The sequence below is a fragment of the Pedobacter agri PB92 genome (assembly GCF_000258495.1).
In the GTDB taxonomy this organism is placed as follows: domain Bacteria; phylum Bacteroidota; class Bacteroidia; order Sphingobacteriales; family Sphingobacteriaceae; genus Pedobacter; species Pedobacter agri.
Map to the genome: position 1 here is coordinate 1 of NZ_AJLG01000078.1, position 22,842 is coordinate 22,842.

A 22,842-nucleotide genomic window follows, 5' to 3' on the forward strand; every position below is an offset into this window, starting at 1 on the left:
AAGCCTGGCACCGATTACGATACGCTATTCAATTCCGCACATTGCCGATCTGAATCTGACTGGCTTGTTGGCATGAATGCAACACAGGCTTTGAGCATTTCTGCGGGCAACCGAACTGTATTGTCGCTTGGTAGAGTTCAAACACCTACCCTTGCCATGATTTGTGCCCGCTTTTTAGAGATTAAGAATTTTGTACCGCAGATTTATTACCAGATCAGCATCCAGCTGGTTAAGGATGAGCAAAGTTTTAAAGCGGTTTCTACTACAAACTATAAAGAAAAGGAAGAAGCTGAAAAGCTTTTCGCTTTAGTAGAAGATGTGGCATCCGGATTCCCAACTGGTGGAAATATCACAGCAGTTGAAGCTAAACCCCGTAAAGAACCACCACCGCTTTTGCATGATTTGAGTAGTTTACAGCAGGAAGCGAATAAAAAGAAGGGATACACGGCTGATCAGACCTTGAATATTTTACAGAATTTGTATGAAAGCAAACTCGTTTCTTATCCTCGTACAGGATCAAGATATATCGGCGATGATGTTTTTGCCGGTGTTCCGGATTTGATTACCAAATTTGTTAACCATCCTGATTTTGGTAAACAGGCAGCTTTCCTTCAAACCATTAAACTAAATAAACGTAGTGTCAATGCAAAAAAAGTAACCGATCACCATGCCGTTTTACCAACTGGTGTAGAGGCTTATGGACTTAGCAGCGATAAACAGGCTGTGTATGACATGGTAGTTGGACGCATGATCGAAGCCTTCCATCAGGAATGTCTAAAAGAAATCACCAAAATCACCATCCAATCTGGACTTACTTTTATTGCCAATGGAACCGTTATTCGTTCTGCCGGATGGCGTTCGGTTTTTAATGAAAGTGAAGACGATAAAAAAGATGAAGATAACGCCGCTTTGCCAAAGGTTATTGTAGGTGAACAATTACCAATTACAGAAAAATCCTTATTAGAGAAGCAAACAAAACCAAAATCAATGTACAATGAAGCATCTCTTCTGAAAGCTCTGGAAACCTGCGGTAAAGAAATTGAGGATGAGGAGTTGCGATATGCGATGAAAGACAGTGGCTTAGGAACGCCCGCTACTCGAGCTTCTATTATTGAAACCTTAATCACCAGAGAATATATTACCAGAGAAAAACGGAATCTGGTACCTTCAGCCAAAGGATTGGCGGTTTATGAAGTGGTGAAAGATAAACAAATTGCTCAGGCTGAACTTACAGGTCAATGGGAAAAACGATTGGAAGAAATCAGATCGGGATCGTCCGTAAAAGATTTTAAATTTGAAATTACCGAATATACCAAAATGATTACCAACGAATTACTGATTGCCGGCGCAAGTATTTCGGGTAAATTGCAAGAAAACAAACTAGAAAAGGTTTAGCCGAAAGCTATCTTCAGGGCATCTTCAATCGCTAAACCCATCTCTTCATCTTTTTGGATAAAGGCTATTGCCCCTGCTTCGGTATATTGTTTCTCGAGCGTAGTTTTATCATTACCGGTAAACATGCAAACTTTTATTTCGGGCTGGATAGCATGAACTTTTCGTACGGTATTTGGATTACTATCGCCCCTTGGCATATTGATATCCAACAGTAAAAAATCAAATTTTTCACGGTTTAATAAATCAAAAGTATCAGGAAGATTTGTAGTTTCAAATACCTTAGACGAAGGTATTAATTTCCGAAAATAGCCCTTCATTACCATTCGCATCAATTCATTATCGTCTGCGATTAAAACCCTTGCACCTTCTTTCATTTTGTTGTTGTATTGGTTAGCTTTAGTAACGGTCATCGCGTAACCTGTTTATACAACATAACTAAAAACAAAAAAGTTCATGGTTTTGCTAAAGAAATAAGGCAATCAGGATGATTTATTCAAATATAGACATTTCTTTGAGGTTTAAACGTTTAGATATCTGATTATACATTTATAAACTCCCAGGCACTATGGTAAGCGTTAAGTTTTTCGGCATAGATAATAAAATCTGCATAAAACTTAGCCTTTGAAAGTGTTGCACTATCCCCTATTACCACTAGCTTCTTCCTTGCCCGGGTCATGGCTACATTCATTCTTCTGGTATCAGCTAAAAAGCCAATGGAGCCGTCTGCATTGCTACGGGTTAAGCTAATGTATACAACATCCCGCTCCTGCCCCTGAAAACTATCGATAGTATTAACAGAAATTTTATCTTGATGGGCCATTAACAATTCATTTTCTTCAACCAACATCTTGACAATTTGAACTTGCTGTTTGTATGGAGAAACGATGGCGATTGAAGGAAAATCAACGATTGTTTCTTTTGATTCAAGTTCCTGAATTAAAGCACTCAAATGCGTCACTAAAAAAGTGGCCTCATCAGGATTTGTAGTACTGGTTCCATCTAATTTTTCATCAAAACTACATCCGGCTGTGTCTATGAAAGCAAGCGGCTCATCATCAGCAAAAACTAAATGTCGGGCAACAGCATGATGGGCATGGAGCTGACTGTTATAGAAAACCTGAGAAGAATATCCCATGATACTTTCATGCATCCTGTATTGTTCATTGAGAAGCACAACAGATTCAGGGTGAAGGCTAACTGACTTTTCCAGTAAAGTTTTACTTAATCCATTTCTGCCGGCTTCGCTGGATTTTATTGTTGGCGATAATTGGAAATGATCCCCTGCAAGTACCACTTTTTCTGCTTTTAAAATGGGGATCCAACAGGCGGGTTCCAAAGCCTGTCCGGCTTCATCGATCACTACCGTATTATATTTTAAATTGCGAACAGTATAATGGTTTGCGCCTACCAATGTTGCCGTTATAATCTGCGCCTTACTGAACAGATTATCCATAATATACTGTTCCGTTTTTTCAACTTCTTTGCCAATTTTGTGTGCTTCATCAAATAAAGCCTTGCGTTGATCGCGTTCAGCTTTCCCGAAACTTCGCTTATATTTATGCGCCATGTTTTTGAATTCGTTGGCCTGCTTTTTTAGAGATTTAACGGACTTCATGTCTGGATGATCAGCCATTTTATGCTCTAAAGTTGATGCCAGTAACCGATCAGAAACACGGGCAGGATTACCTATCCGAATGACGTTAAGCCCCTCTGCTGCTAATTTTTCAGTTAATAAATCTACTGCGGTATTGCTTGGTGCAACTACCAGGATCTTTTGATCGTAATGCTTCGTCAGCGATTTTATTGCATGTACCAGTGTTGTGGTTTTGCCGGTACCAGGAGGACCATGTACAATTGCTAAATGATTGGCCGTAACGATTTTATGAACAGCCTGTTGCTGTGATTCATTTAGTTTGTTCGGGATGAAGAATTTCTCCTCATTCTGAAATGAAGGTTTTTCCCCCTCTGTTAGAATGCTAATCAATTTATTTTCCGGTTGATGGTCTGCCAGATTTGAAGCCTGCTTCAACGCATTTTGCATTTCATCGTAACTGTTATTATCGAAAAGCAAATCAACCCCTAATTTGCCGTCACGGCTCCAATCTGGTAATTCATCAACCCTGAAACTAATTTTCATTTTATTCCCGGTTTGATGTGTGATGGTTCCCTCCAGCCTATCTTGTTTTGCATCGTGGTTGGAGAATAAAACCACAGAAGATCCAAACCTAAACTGATGAGAAATATCCTGATGAGTGGTACGCTCCAATTCGACAGTCAGGTAATCGCCCCGGCCGATTTCATTGTTGCGAATAGCAATGGGATACCAGGTTAATCCTAATAATCGGCGGTCTGCAGCCGAAGTATTTTCAGTAAGTTTTAAATATGCTTGTAAATCTTCATCACGCTCTGTTATGAGGAGCTCCTGAAGTTTTTTAAAATATTCTTTCGGCAAGGATAGATTGATTAATTGCTAATAGTTGATTTCTTTTGATTAAAACGACTTTTTGACTTACAGTTACAAAACCAGTTCTTTATGAAGTCTTAGCATCGTTTCGTAAGGATCTGTACTAAAACCAGGATGCACTTTTGAACACTGTACTACAGTACTTCTCGTTGCCGTTAACCACCTGAATCGTGAAGCCTGATCATACTGGCCAATCGGGCCACCATTTTTTGCACCAGCACTGATCCGTTCGAATGCTGAAAGATTCGCATGAATGTCATCCATATCAATTTTACCTGCTATGGCGCTGATCTTTTGCTCGTCTACTACGAAAATGCTTTGTAAGAACTTCTTCTTAGCGCAATAAAGGATAATGCCTACATTAATAAATTCCTCCCGTTCTACCCTCGGCATCACGCGGATCACGGCATACTCAAATAAGAATCTCTCTTGCATGCTGTGCTTCTTTTAAAAATGTTTCAGAATTTGCTAAACGCATTTCCAGGAAATAAGCATAAGCTTTTCGATGCGCTTCCTTACTTTCAAAATTTGTTTCGCCTTCCAGCCAATCATCTGGAACGATATTAATTACTGCCTGAATTTTCTCAGGGTTAAGAATTGAACGAAATTCCTGATCTACCGCTTCAAGTTCAGAAGCCCAGGGTAGTAACACATGATCTTTAACAAGAAAAATGGTCGTGTAGCCTGTTCTTCCCAATTTTGCCAGGAATGATGAAAGTACAACGATGCGCCATGATCAATAAGCCAAAGTTCCTTGTGCCAAACCAGCATATTGGTATTGCGGCATGTGCGATCCATATTGGTTAAAAAGCAATCTAACCAAACAATTTGTGAAGCTAATTTGGCATCAACAACGGTAACTGTAGGATCAAAGGTAATGGCACCGGATAGATAATGGAGGGCTAAGTTTAAACCTACACTCGCCTTTAGTAAATCCTGAATCTCTTCATCAGGTTCGGTTCTTCCAAAAGCCTCATCTAAATGGGCAAATACCAATTCAGGTACGCGTAATCCCAAAATTCTGGCGATTTCTCCACCAATTAATTCAGCAATCAACGCTCGGGTACCCTGGCCAGCGCCTCTGAATTTAAGTACATACAAAAAATCGTCATCAGCCTCGGCGATGGCTGGCATAGAACCACCTTCACGTAAGGGTGTAACGTAGCGGGTAACATTAACTTCTCTAAGCTGGATATTGTTCATAAGAAATATTAGAAACCATACATCACATAATGGACTTTCTAATTCAGCTGCAAATTTAGAACAATATTGTCAATATTTTCCGTAAAGATTTTTGATTGATGCTGCACTTAATCGTGACCGAGATATGCATTGCCTGCAGGAGTCATTACTGCCGCCCATTGAACAGATTCGCGGTTGATTTTAACCAGGCCCATACTTTCCAACTCCTCATAAGCTTCTTCCATTCCTCCTAAAATTGGAGAATTAACTTGCTGATTAATGACCTCAAGTAGAGATACGATTTCTGATCTTTCCATAACGTTGGCTTTTGGTTATTAAACAGCAATGTCGTTAAAATGTTTATCTCATAAGTTAAACATTTTACTTGCTAAGAGGTTGTATTTAAAAGAGCTAATTTCATGGAATCGCACATTTACTATTTATTCGTTTTAGCATTGCCCGTTGCCTGTATTGCCTGGACAGTTACCAAAGAAGAAATTTTTAGGGAGGCGAGGGAATTTTGTGTTGACCGCTCAAAGAATTGTAACAAGCTAATCAAACGGAAATTTTTCTATGTGTTTACATGTGAATATTGTTTCAGTCATTATGTAACGGTAATTATTTTATTTATCACAAAATACACATTGATTTATGCCAGTTGGAGAGGTTATCTCATAGCTTTTTTTGCAATTGTGTGGATAGCGAATGTTTACATGAGTTTGTACAACATCATCAGGATTGATTTAAAGAAAGAGAAAATCAGGGTTGCTAAAGAAGAATCAGAACTAAATGGTGAGTAAAACCATATCCAAATTCTACTGTTAAATTGATTAAATATTATGCCATCATGTGTAATCGATCATTTCAGTTATGATGCTAATAAAAAGTCACTTCAAATAACTTTTGTTAGCGGATTAGTTTATCTGTACCGAAACGTGCCGGAAAAAATTTTCAATATGCTCAAAGCTGCAGGTTCGAAAGGCAGATATTTTAATCAGCACATTAAAAATCATTTTAAATTTAAGAAAATAGAAGATGCCTGAAGGACCATCAATTGTGATATTGAAAGACTTGATCAGCGACCTACATTTGGGTAAACCAGAGGTATTGGAAGTTGCCGGAAACGTGAATACCATTGATAAGGAAAAACTTCTTCACAAAAAAATTAAAGATTTCAAAAGTTGGGGTAAGCATTTTTTAATTTGTTTCGATGGTTTTACTATACGTATCCATTTCATGCTTTTTGGCACCTACCTCATTAATGAAACGAAGAAGACGCCATTAAAACTTGGCTTAACACTTAAAAATGATCAGTTAAACTTCTACACCTGCAAAGTTGATTTGTTGGATGGCGATGTAAATGATCACTACAATTGGAAAGCAGATATCATGTCTGAACATTGGGATCCAAAACTCGCATTAGAAAAACTGAAAGAAACGAAAGAAACCTATATATGTGATGCTTTATTAGATCAGGATATTTTTGCTGGCGTTGGCAACATTATCAAAAATGAAGTACTGTATAGAAGCAAAGTTCATCCGCTGAGTAAAATAGAAAACATTCCTACTGCTAAACTCAAAGCGATTATCAAAGAAGCGCAACGGTATAGCTTCGATTTTTTAAAGTGGAAAAAAGAAAATACATTAATTAAACATTGGGAAGTTTATCAGCAAAAAATTTGTGCCAGAGAACATAAGGTAACCAAAAAAGCACTCGGAAAAACAAACCGGCAAACCTACGTTTGTAATGATTGTCAAAAAAAATATCAATAATTTTTCCCAGAGAAAAATCTTCAAAAATCTAGAAATCAGTACATTGCTTCACATGTAAGCAATGAAACTAAAAAGTTACTTTTATTTGAACGTAAAAGAAATGTTAAACTACTAGGAATTGTACAAACAAGTCCTATATTTGTCCTCGAGAGCGTTAATTTAGATACGGGTATATGGCTTAGGCTGTATGCCCGTTTTTATTTTACATCAGTTGAAATATGGCTGATTACCTTGTCTAAACAGATCTTTAGCCATGGCGTGTATGCAGTTGGATTGATGTCGATATCATTTTTCAAATCCTCAAGTTTGATATACTTGAAATCCTCCACCTCTTCATTATTAATTACTGGCTTATCATTAGACTTGCCAAAAAAAACATGATCTAATTCATGCTCCGTTAACCCGTCATCGAACACTGCCTTATATAAAAAATTAAAACCATAAGCCAGATCGCAGGTCATGCCCATCTCCTCTTTTAATCTTCTTTCTGCAGCGGCCAGATTACTCTCGCCTTCACGAGGATGGCTGCAACAAGTATTTGTCCACAATCCACCAGAATGATATTTATTTCTGGAACGTTTCTGGAGCAAAAGTTCTTGATGATCAATTAAAAAATAAAAATTGAAAAAGCACGATGTAATAATCCCTTTTGGTGAGCCTCCATTTTTTCCATCTTACCCTGAGGCAGGTCATCTTTATCAACTAAAATTACATGTTCTTCCATTGCTGCTTAAATCGCGTTTAACTTATGGCGTATCATTGAATCGAACATCAAGCCAATTTTATGATGGTTTGGAATGCGAATGCGTTCGGTCATTATTTTTTCGGCGCTCAGATTTTTGATCTTATTAAATAGTTTTTTATAATAGATGTATGATAGGTAAACACCGTTTCTGGATGTGGATGGCAGCATTTTTATTCCTAATAGAGCATCCTTAAATTCGTCTTCTATCTCCTCTTCTATCTTGCGTTTTTCCTGATCACAGAAAACTGTTAAATTCACATTTGGAAAATAGTTGCGGTTTAGTGATTGATGATCTGCCTTTACATCACGAAGAAAATTTACCTTTTGAAAAGCGGAGCCCAACTTCATGGCAAAGGGTTTTAATCTGTTGTATTCTGCTTCATCCCCATTGGTAAATACTTTTAAACACATTAAACCAACTACTTCTGCCGATCCTAAAATGTATTCCTGATATAAATCTTCGGTAAATAACTGATCTTCCAGATCCATTTCCATGCTTTTCAAAAACAATCTAATTAATTCGTGATCGATTTGATATTCGTTTACGACTTTTTGAAAAGAATTGAGAACAGGATTTAAACTAATACCTAATTCGATGGCTTCAAAAGTATCCTGTTTAAATTTCTCTAATAAATACTTTTTGTCGAAATTATGAAAGCTATCTACTATTTCATCTGCAAGGCGGACGAAACCATAAATAGCGTAAACAGGTTGTCGCAGTTGTTTTCCCAGAAAATAAATTCCGAAAGAAAAACTTGTGCTATAACTCGTTGTGGTTAGTTTACTGCACCTCGCCGATAACTGATCAAACATTTCTTTCATCTTTAATTTGGGTTTTGAATGGATTTTTCAAATTCTTCAAGCGTTTTAAACCAATTGATATGGTCTATATTTTTTAATTTTTCAATCACCAAACCATTTCCAGCCAGGTGTATTTTTGCAGATTTGCAAACCTCAGATAATTGTGTAATATATTTTTGTGCACCAGCCTCTAATCTTGCCCTGACCATAAAAAGCAAAACATGATCAACATTAATACTCGAGATTACTTCTTCGATAGAGTCTAGTGGAACTTTGCTTCCCAAATAGATTACTTTTTGATGGTTCAACCGAAGCATATAATTTGCAAAGATTAATCCGATGTCGTGATCTTCATCTTCAGGCAGAAAAAGCAACCAGGTTTTTCCACTATCGGAAGCTGATTCGGTATTATTAATTTCGGAGAAAAGTTTTTGACGGATCAAACTGGAGATGAAATGTTCATGAGCAGGACAAATCTCATCTTTTCGCCACATTAAACCTAGGCGTATAAGTAAAGGATATGTTACGCGGCGATAGGTATCGGCAACGCCTAACACTTCCACACAATCGTTAATTAAATTGGTAAATGCAGCATCATTAAAATCTAATCCATATTTGATTAACCTTGTAATGTAGAATTCAGCTAATTCATCATCAGATCGATAACTATATTTTTGATCCAGTAATTCTTCTACAGCCTCATCGGTTAAACTACAAATTTTCGAAATTTTTAATCCGGATTGATTGAGGCTCACAATATTTAATAGCCGTTTTAGCTGGTTATCATCATATAGCCGGGTATTTCCTTGTGAGCGTTGAGGTTTTAACGCATTATACCGTTGCTCCCAGATCCTTATCGTATGAGAATGAATGCCTGACAGCTGTTCCAGATCAGAAATGGTATAAGTCATTTTTGTTTAAATATATCGAATAAAATTTAAACAAGAAGATTGATTAATAGTTTTAAGTACGCATAAAATTATTAAGATTTGTCTAGACATTTTTTTTGAAAAGATACACCAAGCCATGCTTAATGTATCTTTCGTAATTAATTATATGCTTTTTCGGTTAGCAACAATCCCTGCTCGCCGTTACCGGTAACAATTTTGTGTACATGTTTGTACGACTGGCTGAAGAAATCGTAACCATGCTCCGTTGCTTCAATGGACACGGAACTCATTGGATACTTTCTATTGGTCTGCATGCATAGCAGGCTGCCGTTGGCCAGTAAAAGGAAATCACAATCGTATCCTTTTTCCTGCAATTCTATCACTTTTTTGGTAATGGATACATTTAACCTGTTGGTTACACGGGTTCTGTTTTTCATAAGATTAGGTTTTAGGTAAATGAATTGCCGCTAATCTGCAATATCATATATTTATTTACGGTAATAAATACAATATATTGTAATCCAATCAATTAAAAAAGAATAGTTTTGTTCATTTGTGATCCAACCTCTTTATTCATTTTTATAGACTAGATTATGGTTTGATCATAGTGACTAAAACTAAACAAACGCTATCAAAAACTTGATGAATATGCTCAATACCTTGACCAACATTATAAATTTTAATTTTTGCGAATCATAGCGTAATTTGCCATCCATCTTCTCTATCTATCAAATGAAATTAAAATGTATCGTGATTGACGATGATATTCATGCTATAAATGGCATTAAATCTTATCTGAACACACTATCAAATATTTCGCTTTATAAGGCATATACTGATCCGTTGCAGGCGCTTACAGACATTACCGGCGGAGCAAATGTTGATGTTATTTTCATGGATGTAGACATGCCCATGATTTCGGGAATCGAGTTGTCAAAGGCTATACGTCATAAAACAAGCAAACTAATTTTTACTACATCTCATTCTAAATACGCTTATGAGGCATTTGAAATGAATGCCAGTGCATACTTGCTAAAACCTTATACTTTTGCTCGTTTTGCGGAAACCCTAAACCGGCTATTTCCACAAAGCCCCAGCCTGCCAAATATTTCTATTCAGCAAGAAGAAGATTATTTCTTTGTACGAAATAAGAATGAAAAAAATAGTTTAATAAAAGTTAGGTACAGCGACATAGTTGCGGTGGAGAGTTTACAAAACTATGTCAGGATTTACACCACTAACGAAACCATAGTCACTTATATCGCTTTATCAGAGATTAAAATTATACTGCAGGATTACCCAAACTTTGCACAGGCACATCGATCATTTATCATCGCCAAAAACCATATCGAGAAAGTTGAGGGAAACACGCTGAAAATGGTTAATAATTTAACTGTAAATGTTGGAAACAGTTACCGGGAAGGAATACAGGAGTATATTAAAGAAAAAACAATCAGAACGAGCAGATCCTAGCACACCCTGCAAAATGCATTAAGGTTTAAAATTTTTATGCAATTTTGCTTTTTGAAACATCATTACCAGCAGATACCCTATTAACAAGCTTTTTCCTCAATGATTAACATCAAAAAATCACCGCCTTTCATCCGCATTCAAAACTGGCTGGCTTACAAAAAATTCCACATCATCATCTGGCTGGTTTTTATGCTGTATGAGTCTGTAATAGTAGGTCTGTTTAGTGGACAGTTTGGAAACCTCATTAATTACATTCTGTTTTATTCTTTAAACATCTCCATGTTTTATGTACATACGCATATTATTTTAGAGAGCGGTTTAAAACGTAAAAATCAAATCTGGTGGAAGCTTCCGGTTCTTTTATCACTGGAGTTATTAGTTTATCTCATGATCTACATTGGCTTTGACTATCTGATCACTGATATACTGAAATATTTCCGGCCGAGAAAGATTGGAATGACTATGCAATACATCCTCGGGCCGGTTTATCGAGCCATCTATTTCATGTTTTTCTCTACAGGTTACTACTTTTTACTTAAGTTTTTGAGCGAGAGGAAGAAGACCGAGGAACTGGAGCACCAGCGATTGAATAATATGATCCAAATTGCGAGATCAGAAAATGCTTTCTTAAAGGCACAAATCCAGCCACATTTATTGTTTAACACACTTGATTTTATCTATCAGAATGCTCGTGATCATTCTCCTATAGCAGCAGAAACCATACTCTCACTTTCAGAAATGATGAGATATTCGGTGGATAGCAATAAGGATAAAGATTTCATTTCACTTGGTGAGGAAATTAACCAGGTAGAAAACTTAGTTAATTTGCATCAGCTACGCAAACACCACCAATTGCAAATTCGGTTTTGGTATGATGATGACATTAAAAAAGTGGAAATTATACCTTTGATTTTAATTACATTGGTTGAAAACATATTTAAACACGGTAACCTGCTTTCTCAATCTCACCCCGCAGAAATCAAATTGTATTTACAAAATAATGATTTGATTATCGAAACGTCGAATCAGATAGCAAAAGTGAAAGAAAAACCTGGCTTTAACTCCGGCATAAAAAATATTACCAAACGGTTGGCCTACGCTTACGGAGACCAGTCGACATTTGAAAGTGGTACGACCGAGGATAACTATTACAAGGTAAGGGTAACAATTAAGGTAAAACATACCATCGATTAAAATTGACAACTACAAACAATTACTTCAATAAATACAAATAAACACTACAAAGCTATAGTGGAGAATAAAAAAACCTTTTACAAAATATTTTTTTTCATTTTTAGCTGTTTTAGTTGTATTTTGCATCATCTAAAACTCGAAAAATGTCAATAAATTGCATCGCAATAGACGATGATCCACATTCTTTAGAAAATCTAATTGCTTACATGGAAAAGTTGCCAGAATTAAATCTTGTGCAAACTTTTACCGAACCTTTGCAGGCTTTGGCAGAAATTTCGGTAGCTTCTCCTGTAGATATTATCTTTTTAGATGTGGAAATGCCGACACTTTCCGGGATTGAACTTGCAGGATTACTAAGACAAAAAGCAAAGCACTTAGTTTTTACTACTGCACATCCAAGATATGCACTTGATGCCTTCAAAGTTGATGCAGATGCTTACCTGTTAAAACCATATTCTATATTACATTTCGCCAAAACTATAAACAACTTATACCCGGCTGGTTCCAGCGAACAGCAACCGTTTTCAATTTTTGATGATCATTTTTTCTATTTGCCGCTTCAAAACGGCAAGAGTGAACTGGCCCGGATTGATATAAATGAATTGATTGCTGTAGAGGATCACCAAGAAGATGTTAGGTTTATCACCACAAAAAATATTTTTACAACAGCCAAGGTAAACTTTGTGAAAATGATGAAGATGCTAAAACAACACCCTGGATTTATCCAGATTAGTGCTGCAGGCATTATTTCCAAACAGCATATTAAAAGTGTTTTAGGCAATCAGGTGTTATTATCCGGCGAAGTTTCTTATGCCGTAGCAGATAGCCATAAATCGCTTTTTGCCGCTTTTATTCAAGATAACTTACTCAAAGGAAAGTCATAAAATCGATTGCATTTCCGCGGTTAAAGTAATTTTAAATCATTTCTGCTGCCAAGCAAAACATTCTTCGTATTACTTTGTATTAGCATTAGTTTATTATTTATTTATTGATTAACCATTTTGAAAAGAATATTAGTTGTAGATGATGACCCCGATATATTGGAGGTTTTTCAGATGGCACTAGAAACTGAGCGTTACCGAGTATACCCTTTATTATCACCGAGATTTATTTTTAAAACCATTAAAGAATTTAGTCCAGATTTAATCATTTTGGATATTATGTTGAATGGCATGGATGGAAGAGCTGTTTTCAGGGAATTGAAATTAAATCCTGAAACAGAAAATATTCCGGTTATTATGGCATCGGCCCGATATGATGAAAATTATATTATCTCACAAAGATTAAATCCAGACGACTATCTGGAAAAACCTTTTAACATCACCGATTTACTTCAAAAAGTAAATAAACTAACCGCCAATTAAAAATAAAAATATGCAACTAAGATTACTAACTCCAATAATATTGCTTTGCGCAGCAATATCTATTAAGGCAAGCGCACAAAGCAGCCGTCCCGATAAACTTTATTCCATGAGTGGAATTGGTTTCGCATTCCCTATGGGAGAAACATCAGACTATTTTAAACCTAAATTCTCTACCTCTTTAGGTGTAAACCTAGCTGTTGGAAATGGTGGATTTTTCGTTTACCCAAAAGTGAGTTTACATGCTTTTACTTTTAACCAGCAAATTGCTGATGCAGGTTACAGCTATACTATTCAGAAAGGAAGATCAACTACGTATTTATTAAATATAGCTTTAGGCTACAGAAAAATTGTAGATAAATGGGCGTTTTACGGATTTGCAGGCGCCGGTGGCGGTTTCATTTTAACACCCCAGGCAGGTGTAAATGCAAGTACTTTACAAGTAAATATGGATAACAAAACAAATAGCTTAGGTATTGCTGAAGGTGGTGGTGGTATTGAATATAATATTGGAGGTGCAAACCTTTTTATCGAAGCCAGCTATATGTACGGCTTTGGAAAAATTCAAAATCGAGTATTTAATACTGTGCCTATTAGTATTGGTATTAAACCAAACTTGAGTAAATTATTAAGCAAACTTTAAGCTTTTGGTATACTTGATACTGAGCGACTGCGTTATAACGTAGTCGCTTTTTTTGTTTGTACGTTTACCAAAATAATTTCGCTAAAAAAACTATCAAAAATTAACAAAGCATTATTTTTATTACTAACTATTTTAGTATAGATTTGTAGTTGTAAAATTTATCAATGTTATACGCAGTTGTAGATATCGAAACTACCGGAGGCCACGCTTCAGCAAATGGAATTACTGAGGTTGCCATAAATATTCATGATGAAAATAAAGTGGTCGAGTCATTTACCACTCTGATAAATCCTCGCCAATCCATTCCTGTTTATATTACAGCCTTAACAGGAATAGATGATGCAATGCTTGTTGATGCACCAACCTTTGCAGATGTAGCATTACAAATTTACCAGTTGCTGCATGATAAGATTTTTGTTGCACACAACGTAAACTTCGATTATTCATTTTTGAAGCATCATCTATCTGCAGCTGGTTATGAGCTAAATTGCCGGAAACTCTGCACCGTTAGGATGAGCAGAAAAATTATCCCCGGGAAAGCATCGTATAGTCTCGGAAAGTTATGCAGTGTATTACAAATTCCTATTCATAACCGTCACCGGGCCGCAGGTGATGCTGATGCAACAAGTATATTGTTCAACATGTTATTAGAGGCAGATCATGAAGGCATTATCGCTGAAATGCTGAAGAAAACTTCGAAGGAACAGGTTTTACCACCACATTTAGATCGTGCTTCGATATTAAGATTGCCAGATCAGCCAGGTGTTTATTATTTTAAAGATAATAAGGGTAAAATTGTTTATGTAGGCAAGGCTAAAAACCTAAGAAAAAGGGTAATAAGTCATTTTACAGGAAACAAGCCAAATAAACAAAGACAGGATTTTTTACGCACAATTTATAATGTTGATCATGTGGTATGTGGCACGGAGTTAATGGCATTGATTTTAGAAGCAAATGAGATTAAAAGACTTTGGCCAGAAAATAACAGAGCCATGAAACGATATGAACATAAATATGACTTATACGTATTCGAAGATCAAAATGGCTACATGCGGCTGGCGATAGATAAGCATAAAAAAAACAATAAATCTTTACAAAGTTTTAATAGCTTACTGGAAGGCTACAATTTCTTAAACCACCTTATCGAGAAATATCAGCTTTGCGCAAAATTATGCTATCTTCAAAAAACTGCAACAAAATGTAAGGCACATGATAATGGACAATGTTTTGGCGCCTGCAGCAGCATTGAAACTGTAGCCGTATACAACAAAAGACTGAGCAATGCTTTAGATGATATTCAAAGCTTACAACCTAGCTTTGCATTAATTGACGATGGCCGCGAGGAAGAAGAATTAAGTTGCCTGGTTGTTGAAAATGGTAAATTCTATGGTATGGGATATTTCAAGGATAAAGCTTATCTCGAAGATGGCTTAGCCCCTATCAAAAATGATTTGTCCATCTATCAGTCGAACAGCTACATTCTTAATTTAATCCTGACGCATGCTGAACAGTTTCCCCAAAAATTGTATAAATTGTAAATGATATTGTCCTGCCGATCAATTGAAGTCAAGTTAAACCTTCTATGTTTTAATAAACCATGGAAAATCTCAAACTTATAATCAAAATTGATGTAAGTTTGCCTTTTAAAGTCACTCAATAATTAGTATGTTGAGGCATTACATTAAAACCAGTATTATGATAACCCCTGATTCTTTTAGAGCACTTGCCTTATCTTTCGAAGAGGTAGTTGAAACACCAAACGCAAATAAAAATTCATTCAAAGTTGACGATAAGATTTTCATTACCGTTGACAATGCTAACCTGAAAGCTGTTTTTCGGTTATCACCAAAGGATCAAAGCAAGTTTTCTGATCTAGATCCTTCCGCAATTTACCCGGCACAAGCTGGTTGGGGCAAACAAGGGTGGACGATCTTTGAACTAAGTTTTATTGAATCAGAAGTATTGGAAAATGCGCTTAGACTATCATATTGTACGGTAGCACCAGAAGAGCTGGCGAAAAAATATAAAAAGAAAACGAGCAAAAAATAAATTTGTTATCCTATTTTGCTTTCATGTTTTGCCAGTCTATCTCGCTTAAAACATTTAATATTTAAATCAAACATCTGAATATGATTAAGTCACTTTGGGTAAACCTACCTGTAAAAAACGTAAAGAATTCTAAAGATTTTTTTACTAAAATTGGATTTCAGCTGAATTTAAAACACGGCGTACGTGACGACTCCGCCTGTTTTATGGTTGGCGATGACAACTTTATCATTATGTTTTTTGAAAAACCATTGTTTGAAGATTTTGTAGCAACTTCAGTTGCCGACAGTCGTTCAGGAAGCGAAGTCTTATTTTCTTTTGATGCTGAAAGTGCGGAAGAAGTTGATGATTTCGCTAAAAAGGTGGTTGAAGCAGGTGGAACGTTATATGCGGCACCCGGTTACAAAGATGGCTGGATGTATGGATGTGGTTTTATCGATTTAGACGGACAGCGTTGGAATATCCTACATATGGATCTGGGCAAAATGCCGCTTGGGTAAACCAAATTTTAAATGCATATGAACATAAAACCATTAATTATTGAAAGCGTTTACGATGTAAGCGTTGAGAAGGTATGGGAGGCTCTTACTCAAAATGAGCAATTGAAAGAGTGGTATTTCCAGTTAGATGAATTTAAACCAAAATTTGGGTTCAAATTCGATTTTATTGGTGGAACCGATGAAGGACCAAGATATTTGCATTTTTGTGAAATCGTCGACGTTGTAGCGCACCATCAAATCACCTATACCTGGAAATATGATAACTACCCCGGAAATTCAACGGTTAAATGGGAAATTTTTCCGACTGATAAAGGGACAAGAGTTCAATTAACACATACAGGCATTGAGAGCTTTGAAGAAAACGGAAAAGATTTTACCAGAGAAAGTTTTAAAGCTGGCTGGACTTATTTCCTTCATGAGGCATTGAAGAAATTTCTTGAACCATAAAATTAAAAATACAAAGTTCGTTGAAAAACGAACTTTGTATTTTTAAAATAGATGTGATATAGGAATTACTTACAGATATGACTGCTTTAATAATTTGACTACTGTTTTATCAGTCTTAAAAGTTATTTCATTTATGTCTAAATCACGTATAGCTACCCAGCGAAAAGCCTGAAGTATTTCGCCTTCGGCGTCAAAATCAAATATTTTTGTTTTAAATGCTAACTTTAACGGCACCAATTCGCGAACAATGTAATATACGCTTATCACCTGACTGTCGTTAAAAGAAGATTTTTCAAAAAAATCTGTGGTATAAAAATGCGATAAAACTTCGATTTCTGCGTTGCACTCTTCCATAAATTCCCGCTTTAATCCGTCAATTAACCCTTCCCCAAGCTCTAATCCACCACCTGGAAATTTGCTAAAACGGAAACCATACTCCTCTTCATCACTAACCAGAACTTCTTCATTTGCATTGATAAGCAGACCGTAAACACGCACATTAAAATAACTCATTCTCGAAATGTTTTTTGTTTTTAATCACTATTTCCGGGGTCCAGACAATTTCCTTTTTAAAGGCTTCTGCCCTAACCGGGCACTCACTCATGTGGCAGTAGTGGCAACATTTTGGTAAACAAGGATCAGCATGAATGAACAATTCTGCTTTTCGAAATCCATTTTTATTAATGAGTTCATCTATTTGTGAAATTTCACGATGTACCTGGTTTAAGTCGAAATAGTAAGGAAGAGTAACATGGCAATCAATGTGAAATTCGGGACCATATTGCTGCGTACGAAGGTTGTGTACATCAATCCATGGATTATGCCTGTTGTTCTGAAGTACTTCTACCACCTCTTCTACCAAAGTAAAGTCACTTTCATCCATTAGGCCACCAACAGAACCGCGTGTAAGTTGATAGCCGGAATAAATAATATAAAAGCCAACCAAAACAGACAATAAGCTATCTAACCAAATAATATTTGTCAACTGAATTAAGATCAGGCCAACAACAATGGCAATACTGGTATAAGTATCAGTCAGTAAATGTTTCCCATCGGCCTGCAAAGTTACAGAATGCTCCTCTTTACCAACCTTTATCAGATACAAGCCAACGAATAGATTAATCAATCCTGTGCTACCGATAATGATTGTTCCTTCTAACAGCTGACCAACTGCATGTGGATAAATAAGGTTGTAGGAAGACTTGAATATGATGATAACTCCAGCCAAAAGAATTAAAATTCCCTCAACAAATGCAGAGAAAAACTCTACTTTTCCATGTCCGTAAGGATGATTTTCATCTCGAGGCTGAGTACTTAAATAGATGCTATAAAAGGCAAAAGCACCTGCTATAACGTTTACAATACTCTCTGCAGCATCGGTTAGAATAGCATTTGATCCCGTTATAAAATAGGCGATAAATTTGGCTAACATTAGTATAACGCTAACAACCAATGAAATTACAATTGCTTTTTTTTTAACGGTCACGAGATCTTTTTTACAAAAATACGCTTATCGCATAAATTTAATGAGAAAAAGTATGGCTTTTTTAGTGCAGAATAATATTTGGTTTATATATTTGCGCTCAAAGTAATTAACCATGAGCACCTTATCTAAAAGAATCAACAGTTTATCAGAATCCGCAACCCTAAAAATGACTAAATTAGGCCGCGAATTAGCATCTAAAGGCATTAATATTATCAGTTTAAGCGTAGGCGAGCCTGATTTTAATACCCCTGATCATGTTAAAGACGCTGCTAAAAAGGCGTTAGACGACAATTACACACGCTATTCACCAGTTCCAGGCTACCCTGATCTGCGTCAGGCAATCGTTAATAAACTAAAAACTGAAAATAATTTAGATTATGATGTTTCTCAAATTGTAGTATCTACAGGTGCAAAACAGTCACTATCAAATGTCATTTTAACATTGATTGACCCGGATGATGAAGTGATTATTCCTACACCGTATTGGGTTTCCTATTCTGAGATGGTTGTTTTAGCTGAAGGCAAATCCGTTTTCATTGATACTGATATTGAGAGTAATTTTAAAATTACTCCAGCGCAATTAGAGGCTGCAATTACACCTAAATCGAAGTTGTTCATGTTCTCTTCTCCATGTAATCCAACCGGTTCGGTTTACAGCAAAGAGGAATTGGCCGCTTTGGTTAAAGTTTTTGAAAAATATCCCGATATCTACATCCTTTCTGATGAGATTTATGAGCATATAAATTTTGTTGATCAACATGAATCTATAGCGCAATTTGACAGCATCAAAGATCGTGTGATCATCGTAAATGGTTTTTCTAAAGCCTTTGCCATGACCGGATGGAGATTAGGTTATATCGCAGCAAACAAAGAGATTGCTGCCGCTAATGATAAATTACAAGGTCAAACTACCTCAGGCACATGCTCAATAGCCCAACGTGCTGGTATTGTTGCCTATGAGCAAGGTTTGGAAAGTGTTCTAAAAATGAAAGAAGCATTTCTACGCCGCCGTGAACTGGTTTATAATTTGTTAAATGAAATCCCTGGTGTTAAAACCAATCTTCCAGATGGTGCGTTTTACTTTTTCCCTGAAATCAGTTCATTCTTTGGTAAAAAAGATGCTGACGGAAATGTAATTAAAGATTCTTCAGACCTAGCACTTTACTTATTAAATGTTGGTCATGTAGCTACTGTTGGCGGTGATTCATTCGGTAATAATAACTATATCCGTTTATCTTACGCTGCTTCTGACGAAAGTTTGGTTGAAGCTTTAAGAAGAATTAAGGAAGCGCTTGGAAAGTTAGCATAATATAAATTCAGGCAAAATAAAAAATCCTCGTCAGCTAATAAGTGGCGAGGATTTTTTATAGCTTTTTTTTTAAAAAATATAGGTCAATTCTTATCGATGATAGCAGTCCTTCTTTCTGCTTTAAGTCCTAGCTCAAATGAAAAATTGGGCTTACGAGCTTGCCGCTTCAATTAGGTTTAATCTCAACATTTTGCTGCAAAACCTGAAACTAACTTCTTATTGCCTCAACAGGATCTAACCTTGATGCTGAAAATGCTGGCCAGAAACCGGAAATGGTACCAATTACAATTGAGATCCAGATGCCTAGCAAGATGTTATTCAATCCTAAAATGATATAAAACCCGCTTACTGCACCAATTAATAACGAAACAAGATATACCAATAGTAAGCCGAGCAAGCCACCCAAAATACATAAGGATATGGATTCGAAAATAAACTGGAGCAGAATGAAATAGTTTTTAGCACCAAGTGATTTCTGAATGCCAATAATATTGGTTCTTTCCTTAACGGAAACAAACATGATGTTAGCAATACTAAAACCACCCACCAAAATTGAGAATCCACCAATTATCCAGCCTGCCCAATTCACCATAGTAAACATCGAATCGAGTTGATTGGAAATAATTGTTGTTTTGTTTAGTGCGAAATCTTCTTCCTGACCTGGCCTAATGCGATGAATAGACCTCATTAAACCTTTTAATTCACTTTCTACTTCTTCCAACGAAACATTATCATTTCCCCGAACCGTAATTTGAGGACCATAGCGTTCATTTTGAATATCCAGCACGCTCTTGGCAAAATTAACAGGAACATTAACATTTTTATCCAGCGAAGTTCCAAGCATGTCTTCTCCCTCTTTTTTGAAAACACCAATTACGGTTAATCTTCTTCCTAAAACTTGTACTTGTTTTCCTATCGGATCATCCCCGTCAAATAAACCATCTGCAATATCAGCACCCATCAACAATACAGGCGCACCATTGTTGCTCTCTGTTTCAGTGAAATATCTACCTGCTTGCAATTCGAAATTCCAGGTTTTATCAAAATCATGTGATGCTGCAGAAACGTTTATTCCTTCTACTGAATTGCTTCTGTATTTAATCGTTCTATCGCTGGTAGAAATCTCAAAGGTAATGCCCTGAGCGTTTTCCATGCGCTCTCTTAAGGCTGCAAAATCTCTTAATGAAGGCTGTGGCCGATTCATATACTTCCACCAGGGATAATTATCGCCAAAACTCCATGGCCATTTTTGAACATATATGGTATTCGACCCAAGCTTGTCAACACTCGACTGGAGTTTACCGCGAAAAGTATCCACCGCTGAAAAGACAGCAATGATGGTAAAAATACCTATTGTAATCGCCAGGAGCGATAACATTGTGCGCATTTTGTTTTGGCGTAATGCATCAAAAGCAAAACGAAAACTCTCACCTATTAGCCTAAAAATTATCATAATTACAGGTTAGATGCAAAGCGCTTAAAAAGGTTACAAGTCATTTTCAAAACTAATTATTTTTATATCGATATATCGAACGCATCCATATTTTTCTGTTAAAAACTGATTAAAACATAATATACCTTAAATGCGTTTGATAAAATACGGAAAAGAAAAATTAAATTCGTATTTTTGCACCTCAAAAAATTCATCAAGAATGAAATTATCACAATTCAAATTTAACTTACCAGAGTCATTAGTAGCTAACAATCCAGCCGAACAACGCGATGAAGCACGTTTAATGGTTTTACATAAAGACAGTGGTAAAATTGAGCATAAAATTTTTAAAGACGTACTAGGTTATTTCGATGACAAAGACGTAATGATATTAAACAACACTAAAGTTTTTCCAGCCCGTTTATATGGTAATAAGGAGAAAACTGGTGCTACCATCGAGGTTTTCTTGCTTCGCGAATTGAATAAAGAATTACGTTTATGGGATGTTTTGGTAGATCCAGCTCGTAAAATCCGTGTTGGTAACAAATTATACTTTGGCGATGACGATTTGTTAGTTGCTGAAGTTGTAGACAATACCACTTCACGCGGACGTACCATTCGTTTCCTATTCGAAGGTACTGATGAAGAATTTAGAAGAAACGTAGAAATTTTAGGCGAAACGCCACTTCCAAAATACATCAAACGTAAAGCAACTGCTGAAGATAAAGAGCGTTACCAAACGATTTTCGCCAAGCATGAAGGTGCCGTTGCTGCTCCAACCGCTGGTTTGCACTTCAGTCGTGAGTTAATGAAACGCCTTGAACTTAAAGGTGTAGAATTTGCAGAAGTGACATTACACGTTGGTTTAGGAACGTTCAGAACGGTTGAAGTGGAAGATTTGACCAAACACAAAATGGATTCTGAGCAGTTTATCATTGAACAAAAGGATGCTAACATTGTAAACAAAGCAATAGAAGAAAAAAGAAGAATCTGTGCCGTTGGTACCACTTCAATGCGTTCAATTGAATCAGCTGTTTCTGCTAACAAAACATTAAAAGCTGCTAACGATTGGACAAGTAAGTTCATCTTCCCACCATACGATTTCAGCATTGCAAATTCAATGATCACCAACTTTCATACTCCTGAGTCTACCTTATTAATGATGGTTAGTGCGTTTGGTGGTTACGAAAATGTAATGAATGCCTATGAAGTTGCGGTGAAGGAAAAATATAAGTTTTATAGCTATGGCGATGCCATGCTGATTATATAGATATTAGCATATGGTATTTAGTATTTAGACAAATTTTATCTAAATACTAAATACTATTTTCTAAATACTTCGAATGAAATACTACGCTATAATTGTAGCAGGCGGTTCTGGAAATCGGATGCAAACGGAAACCCCAAAACAATTTTTGTTGCTCAATAACCTTCCGGTCTTGATGCACACCATTAGAGCTTTTGCCCAAAGCGATGCCCAACCTAAAATTTTATTGGTTATCAATACAGAACAGCAAGGTTACTGGAGAAGACTTTGTGAAGAGTTTAATTTTAGAATTCCTCATGAGGTTATCGATGGCGGGTCAGAACGTTTCTATTCGGTAAAAAATGCTATCGATTTTATTGAAGAAGATTGTGTTATAGCAATCCATGATGCTGTTCGTCCATTGGTTTCAAAACAGTTAATCGATCACTGCTTTG

27 protein-coding genes and 1 pseudogene are annotated in these 22,842 nt (G+C 36.3%); 16 read left to right on the forward strand and 12 right to left on the reverse strand.

Features of this window, described 5'->3' with window-relative positions; genetic code table 11:
* A partial coding sequence (locus ON09_RS12700; RefSeq protein WP_010601443.1) for a DNA topoisomerase occupies window positions 1–1,395 on the forward strand: 1,395 nt, incomplete at its 5' end.
* On the opposite strand, the gene ON09_RS12705 is transcribed toward ON09_RS12700, so the two are convergent.
* From ON09_RS12705 to ON09_RS12725, 5 genes and pseudogenes are all read right to left on the reverse strand, one after another.
* Window positions 1,392–1,805, reverse strand: coding sequence for a response regulator (locus ON09_RS12705; RefSeq protein WP_010601444.1), 414 nt, complete (start codon window positions 1,803–1,805; stop codon window positions 1,392–1,394). The genes ON09_RS12700 and ON09_RS12705 overlap by 4 nt on opposite strands.
* A gap of 128 nt (window positions 1,806–1,933) precedes the next feature.
* Window positions 1,934–3,847 carry an AAA domain-containing protein gene (locus ON09_RS12710; protein ID WP_010601445.1) on the reverse strand — a complete coding sequence of 638 codons (1,914 nt, stop codon included), beginning with the start codon at window positions 3,845–3,847 and terminating at the stop codon, window positions 1,934–1,936.
* 63 nt (window positions 3,848–3,910) lie between these two features.
* Entirely contained in the window at window positions 3,911–4,294 is a 384-nt protein-coding gene (locus ON09_RS12715) for a DUF3037 domain-containing protein (protein WP_010601446.1), read from the reverse strand.
* Window positions 4,272–5,062, reverse strand: a pseudogene (locus ON09_RS12720) (HipA family kinase). The gene ON09_RS12715 and the pseudogene ON09_RS12720 overlap by 23 nt, the downstream one beginning before the upstream one ends.
* 107 nt (window positions 5,063–5,169) lie before the next feature.
* Window positions 5,170–5,358, reverse strand: a complete 189-nt coding sequence (locus ON09_RS12725) for a hypothetical protein (RefSeq protein ID WP_010601447.1) — start codon at window positions 5,356–5,358, stop codon at window positions 5,170–5,172.
* A gap of 102 nt (window positions 5,359–5,460) precedes the next feature.
* Here ON09_RS12725 and ON09_RS12730 point away from each other — a divergent pair, with 102 nt between their 5' ends.
* The 3 genes from ON09_RS12730 to ON09_RS12740 are packed head-to-tail and all read left to right on the forward strand — an operon-like array spanning window position 5,461 to window position 6,814.
* Window positions 5,461–5,841 carry a hypothetical protein gene (locus ON09_RS12730; RefSeq protein WP_010601448.1) on the forward strand — a complete coding sequence of 127 codons (381 nt, stop codon included), beginning with the start codon at window positions 5,461–5,463 and terminating at the stop codon, window positions 5,839–5,841.
* Between the two features lie 39 nt (window positions 5,842–5,880).
* Window positions 5,881–6,084, forward strand: coding sequence for a KTSC domain-containing protein (locus ON09_RS12735; RefSeq protein WP_010601449.1), 204 nt, complete (start codon window positions 5,881–5,883; stop codon window positions 6,082–6,084).
* The gene (locus tag ON09_RS12740; protein WP_010601450.1) at window positions 6,077–6,814 is read left to right on the forward strand and encodes a DNA-formamidopyrimidine glycosylase family protein; all 738 of its coding nucleotides are present in this window, start codon (window positions 6,077–6,079) and stop codon (window positions 6,812–6,814) included. Before ON09_RS12735 ends, ON09_RS12740 begins: the two co-directional genes overlap by 8 nt.
* Window positions 6,815–7,011: 197 nt before the next feature.
* Here ON09_RS12740 and ON09_RS12745 read toward each other — a convergent pair whose 3' ends face one another.
* The 4 genes from ON09_RS12745 to ON09_RS12760 form a co-directional block, all read right to left on the reverse strand.
* Window positions 7,012–7,404 (reverse strand): isopentenyl-diphosphate Delta-isomerase, encoded by a 393-nt coding sequence (locus ON09_RS12745; RefSeq protein ID WP_010601451.1) that lies wholly within the window; start codon window positions 7,402–7,404, stop codon window positions 7,012–7,014.
* Window positions 7,405–7,544: 140 nt separating this feature from the next.
* Window positions 7,545–8,381, reverse strand: coding sequence for a phytoene/squalene synthase family protein (locus ON09_RS12750; protein ID WP_010601453.1), 837 nt, complete (start codon window positions 8,379–8,381; stop codon window positions 7,545–7,547).
* Between the two features lie 2 nt (window positions 8,382–8,383).
* A complete protein-coding gene (locus ON09_RS12755) occupies window positions 8,384–9,271 on the reverse strand; it encodes a MerR family transcriptional regulator (RefSeq protein WP_010601454.1) in 888 nt (295 codons plus the stop codon).
* A 137-nt stretch (window positions 9,272–9,408) separates the two neighbouring features.
* Window positions 9,409–9,687, reverse strand: coding sequence for a hypothetical protein (locus ON09_RS12760; RefSeq protein WP_010601455.1), 279 nt, complete (start codon window positions 9,685–9,687; stop codon window positions 9,409–9,411).
* 295 nt (window positions 9,688–9,982) lie between these two features.
* On the opposite strand from ON09_RS12760, the gene ON09_RS12765 reads away from it, so the two are divergent.
* The 9 genes from ON09_RS12765 to ON09_RS12805 all read left to right on the forward strand — a co-directional run bounded on the left by ON09_RS12765 (window position 9,983) and on the right by ON09_RS12805 (window position 16,914).
* The gene (locus ON09_RS12765) at window positions 9,983–10,723 is read left to right on the forward strand and encodes a LytR/AlgR family response regulator transcription factor (RefSeq protein ID WP_010601456.1); all 741 of its coding nucleotides are present in this window, start codon (window positions 9,983–9,985) and stop codon (window positions 10,721–10,723) included.
* A gap of 99 nt (window positions 10,724–10,822) precedes the next feature.
* The gene (locus ON09_RS12770) at window positions 10,823–11,917 is read left to right on the forward strand and encodes a sensor histidine kinase (protein ID WP_010601457.1); all 1,095 of its coding nucleotides are present in this window, start codon (window positions 10,823–10,825) and stop codon (window positions 11,915–11,917) included.
* Between the two features lie 143 nt (window positions 11,918–12,060).
* Window positions 12,061–12,801 carry a LytR/AlgR family response regulator transcription factor gene (locus tag ON09_RS12775; RefSeq protein ID WP_010601458.1) on the forward strand — a complete coding sequence of 247 codons (741 nt, stop codon included), beginning with the start codon at window positions 12,061–12,063 and terminating at the stop codon, window positions 12,799–12,801.
* Between the two features lie 117 nt (window positions 12,802–12,918).
* Complete coding sequence (locus tag ON09_RS12780; RefSeq protein ID WP_010601459.1) at window positions 12,919–13,281, forward strand: response regulator; 363 nt, start codon at window positions 12,919–12,921, stop codon at window positions 13,279–13,281.
* A 10-nt stretch (window positions 13,282–13,291) separates the two neighbouring features.
* Complete coding sequence (locus ON09_RS12785) at window positions 13,292–13,921, forward strand: autotransporter outer membrane beta-barrel domain-containing protein (protein ID WP_116168284.1); 630 nt, start codon at window positions 13,292–13,294, stop codon at window positions 13,919–13,921.
* A gap of 164 nt (window positions 13,922–14,085) precedes the next feature.
* Window positions 14,086–15,459, forward strand: coding sequence for an exonuclease domain-containing protein (locus ON09_RS12790; RefSeq protein ID WP_010601461.1), 1,374 nt, complete (start codon window positions 14,086–14,088; stop codon window positions 15,457–15,459).
* 157 nt (window positions 15,460–15,616) lie between these two features.
* Window positions 15,617–15,970 carry an MmcQ/YjbR family DNA-binding protein gene (locus ON09_RS12795; protein WP_010601462.1) on the forward strand — a complete coding sequence of 118 codons (354 nt, stop codon included), beginning with the start codon at window positions 15,617–15,619 and terminating at the stop codon, window positions 15,968–15,970.
* An 80-nt stretch (window positions 15,971–16,050) separates the two neighbouring features.
* Window positions 16,051–16,467, forward strand: a complete 417-nt coding sequence (locus ON09_RS12800; protein ID WP_010601463.1) for a VOC family protein — start codon at window positions 16,051–16,053, stop codon at window positions 16,465–16,467.
* A gap of 18 nt (window positions 16,468–16,485) precedes the next feature.
* Complete coding sequence (locus ON09_RS12805; protein ID WP_010601464.1) at window positions 16,486–16,914, forward strand: SRPBCC family protein; 429 nt, start codon at window positions 16,486–16,488, stop codon at window positions 16,912–16,914.
* Between the two features lie 69 nt (window positions 16,915–16,983).
* Here the strand turns inward: ON09_RS12805 and ON09_RS12810 are convergent, their stop codons facing one another.
* Together ON09_RS12810 and ON09_RS12815 are read right to left on the reverse strand one after the other, a co-directional pair.
* Entirely contained in the window at window positions 16,984–17,427 is a 444-nt protein-coding gene (locus ON09_RS12810) for an NUDIX domain-containing protein (protein ID WP_010601465.1), read from the reverse strand.
* Window positions 17,414–18,400, reverse strand: coding sequence for a cation diffusion facilitator family transporter (locus tag ON09_RS12815; RefSeq protein ID WP_010601466.1), 987 nt, complete (start codon window positions 18,398–18,400; stop codon window positions 17,414–17,416). Before ON09_RS12815 ends, ON09_RS12810 begins: the two co-directional genes overlap by 14 nt.
* A gap of 112 nt (window positions 18,401–18,512) precedes the next feature.
* On the opposite strand from ON09_RS12815, the gene ON09_RS12820 reads away from it, so the two are divergent.
* Window positions 18,513–19,709, forward strand: a complete 1,197-nt coding sequence (locus ON09_RS12820; protein ID WP_010601467.1) for a pyridoxal phosphate-dependent aminotransferase — start codon at window positions 18,513–18,515, stop codon at window positions 19,707–19,709.
* A gap of 208 nt (window positions 19,710–19,917) precedes the next feature.
* On the opposite strand, the gene ON09_RS12825 is transcribed toward ON09_RS12820, so the two are convergent.
* Complete coding sequence (locus tag ON09_RS12825) at window positions 19,918–21,162, reverse strand: ABC transporter permease (protein WP_010601468.1); 1,245 nt, start codon at window positions 21,160–21,162, stop codon at window positions 19,918–19,920.
* Window positions 21,163–21,361: 199 nt separating this feature from the next.
* Between ON09_RS12825 and queA the strand changes: the two genes are divergently transcribed.
* Window positions 21,362–22,411, forward strand: a complete 1,050-nt coding sequence (gene queA / locus ON09_RS12830) for a tRNA preQ1(34) S-adenosylmethionine ribosyltransferase-isomerase QueA (protein WP_010601469.1) — start codon at window positions 21,362–21,364, stop codon at window positions 22,409–22,411.
* Between the two features lie 73 nt (window positions 22,412–22,484).
* Window positions 22,485–22,842 (forward strand): 2-C-methyl-D-erythritol 4-phosphate cytidylyltransferase (locus ON09_RS12835; RefSeq protein WP_010601470.1); only part of this gene is annotated, 358 nt, incomplete at its 3' end.